Here is a 1,932-nt window from a genome sequence, read left to right on the forward strand (position 1 = left end):
CTCTTGACGAAATTCGCCGACAAGCTCGACCGCTCCGACAAGTCCGAGGATTCCGACGAGGACAAGGACTCGAAGGACAAGAAGTCGAAGGATAAGGACTCCAAGGACAAGGACTCCAAGGACAAGGATTCCAAGGAGTCGAAGGACAAGGACTCCAAGGAGTCGAAGGACTCCGACGACGAAGACGAAGACGACGACGACGAAGACGAAGACGAGTCCGATGACGACGAAGACTCCGACAAGTCCTCGGATTAGGTGCCGCTAGACGCTGCGAGCCCATCTCCGACCTAGAGAACTGAGGGATGCGCGCCGGGAAAAGCGAAGGTCACCGACGGGTCAGGGCCTTCCAATCTCCTAGCTGCACAAGCTTTCCGCGCGTGGCCGTGGGCGCCCTGCAGGCCGTGGGAGGATGGCGGTGATGACCACGGTATACGCAGGATTCGCCGTTTCACTGCTGCTGATGGGTCGAGCATGCCGCTGAAACGCGTCGACGAATTGGAGCCCGGGGACAAGATCCGGATGAAGATCGGACATGCCACCGTCGTCGCGACTGAACCGCTTGACGACGGCCGCACCCTGCTCACTTTTGCCTACGGGACCAAAGCCCCCGCGGACAACGATCTCACGGTGGATGTCCTGAATCCTGACGAGTGGGGTTGGTAAGGCGAGGACCAACGGGGACGTCGAAGCAATCGGCCGAAAAGCTTGTCGCCGATAGCTCTGGGTACGACCATTGGGGAAATGGTCAGGGACTCGGAGGAGAAACGATGGCCTCGGTCAGCTTGAAAATCTTCGTCGGTTTATGCGCGGCGTCGCTCCCGATCGCCCTGTCACTTTCCCCGACTGCCTTCGCCGACAACCCGTCCTGGAACGGCCAGTACGCGATCACATTCATGGTTGGGCCGAAGGCCGGGACCAGCATGGCGGTCGGCAACCCTGAGGTGCAGCACACCGAGACCTACGGTCTCCGCTCGAGCTGCACGAACGGAAAGTGCGTCGCCACAATCGTCAGTGGCCCTCCGCCAAGCAACCCGACGGTTCCGCAGCCGGTTCAATTCACGTGGGATGGAACGGCCTGGTCACAGACCAACGATTTTCAGTGGGATTGCATGATGCCCGACACGACGATCCAATGGAATCCGGCGCGAGCCACTGTGCGCTACACGCCCCAACCCGACGGGTCGCTTGACGGGATCATGCACACCGACATCTTGAGCGGGGCGTGCCAGGGCACCATCGACATGGACATGAAGGCCGAGCGCGTGTGAAATCCAGGTTCGGATATAAAACGTTGGCGCATAGCGTATTTCAAAAAATTAGCTGCGCTGTCCGGTGATTTCGGGGGCGCTAGTGCGGCCGGTTGGCCATGAAGCACTGCACTCGCTTAACCGCGTCGTTCGGCGCGACGCCCATTTCCACTAATCTTGCCGCTACTTGGTTGGAGGGAATTCCACCATCGAGATCCGTCGCTATGACATGAACGCTGGGAAACCAATCTTCTGCACTCACGCCCGGCGGCGGGGGCTTCGCATCGCCGCCTATGCATTGAACGTAACCATTGACGCCCGTGTCAGCGTGAGCCGGCGACGCCCCAATCGGCACGACGATGGCCATGCCGACCGCCGCAGCGACATAGATGAAACGCATGCTGCATTATCGCCGCGTTCGCGCGTTCGCGGAAGACCTGAATTTAGACATCAGCCTGTTGACTACTGGTTTATCTGGCGCTTGCCGAACCAGGCCCGGTAGGCGAGGTAGCCCATCAACACGGCGAGGCCTCCGGTACTGATCAGGCCCAGCGTCGTGCCTTGGGTGCAGACATTCAGCACGAAGAGGGCCAGGAATAGCACAGCCATCAGTGTGTAGAGGGCCCGGGCGTAGCCGGAGTTCGTCTTCACGCGCACATTCTCCCTGTCGTGGCCTGTCCTGGGA

Annotated in this window: 4 protein-coding genes and 1 pseudogene; 3 read left to right on the forward strand and 2 right to left on the reverse strand. The window is 60.1% G+C overall.

All coding sequences use genetic code 11. The features are described from left to right. The 3 genes and pseudogenes from A5781_RS25905 to A5781_RS16640 all read left to right on the forward strand — a co-directional run. A pseudogene (locus A5781_RS25905) lies at positions 1-255 on the forward strand (hypothetical protein); the annotation flags it as partial. A 216-nt stretch (positions 256-471) separates the two neighbouring features. Next, positions 472-663, forward strand: a complete 192-nt coding sequence (locus A5781_RS16635; RefSeq protein WP_066950207.1) for a hypothetical protein — start codon at positions 472-474, stop codon at positions 661-663. 104 nt (positions 664-767) lie between these two features. Beyond that, positions 768-1,268: a hypothetical protein gene (locus tag A5781_RS16640; protein ID WP_067208414.1), complete on the forward strand. Its 501-nt coding sequence runs from the start codon at positions 768-770 to the stop codon at positions 1,266-1,268. A 79-nt stretch (positions 1,269-1,347) separates the two neighbouring features. On the opposite strand, the gene A5781_RS25115 is transcribed toward A5781_RS16640, so the two are convergent. Together A5781_RS25115 and A5781_RS16645 are read right to left on the reverse strand one after the other, a co-directional pair. Further along, on the reverse strand, positions 1,348-1,647 hold the full coding sequence (locus A5781_RS25115; protein ID WP_082939392.1) for a hypothetical protein: 300 nt from the start codon (positions 1,645-1,647) through the stop codon (positions 1,348-1,350). 62 nt (positions 1,648-1,709) lie between these two features. Beyond that, positions 1,710-1,898 (reverse strand): hypothetical protein, encoded by a 189-nt coding sequence (locus tag A5781_RS16645; RefSeq protein WP_067208417.1) that lies wholly within the window; start codon positions 1,896-1,898, stop codon positions 1,710-1,712. Positions 1,899-1,932 lie beyond the last annotated feature (34 nt).

It is taken from the genome of Mycobacterium sp. 852002-30065_SCH5024008 (assembly GCF_001665645.1).
GTDB lineage: Bacteria > Actinomycetota > Actinomycetes > Mycobacteriales > Mycobacteriaceae > Mycobacterium > Mycobacterium paraffinicum.

Excerpts from the sequence above, each read along its gene's own strand:
- A5781_RS16640 (WP_067208414.1), top strand. The coding sequence starts at position 768 with ATGGCCTCGGTCAGCTTGAAAATCTTCGTCGGTTTATGCGCGGCGTCG.
- A5781_RS16635 (WP_066950207.1), top strand. The coding sequence starts at position 472 with ATGCCGCTGAAACGCGTCGACGAATTGGAGCCCGGGGACAAGATCCGG.
- A5781_RS25115 (WP_082939392.1), bottom strand. The coding sequence starts at position 1,647 with ATGCGTTTCATCTATGTCGCTGCGGCGGTCGGCATGGCCATCGTCGTG.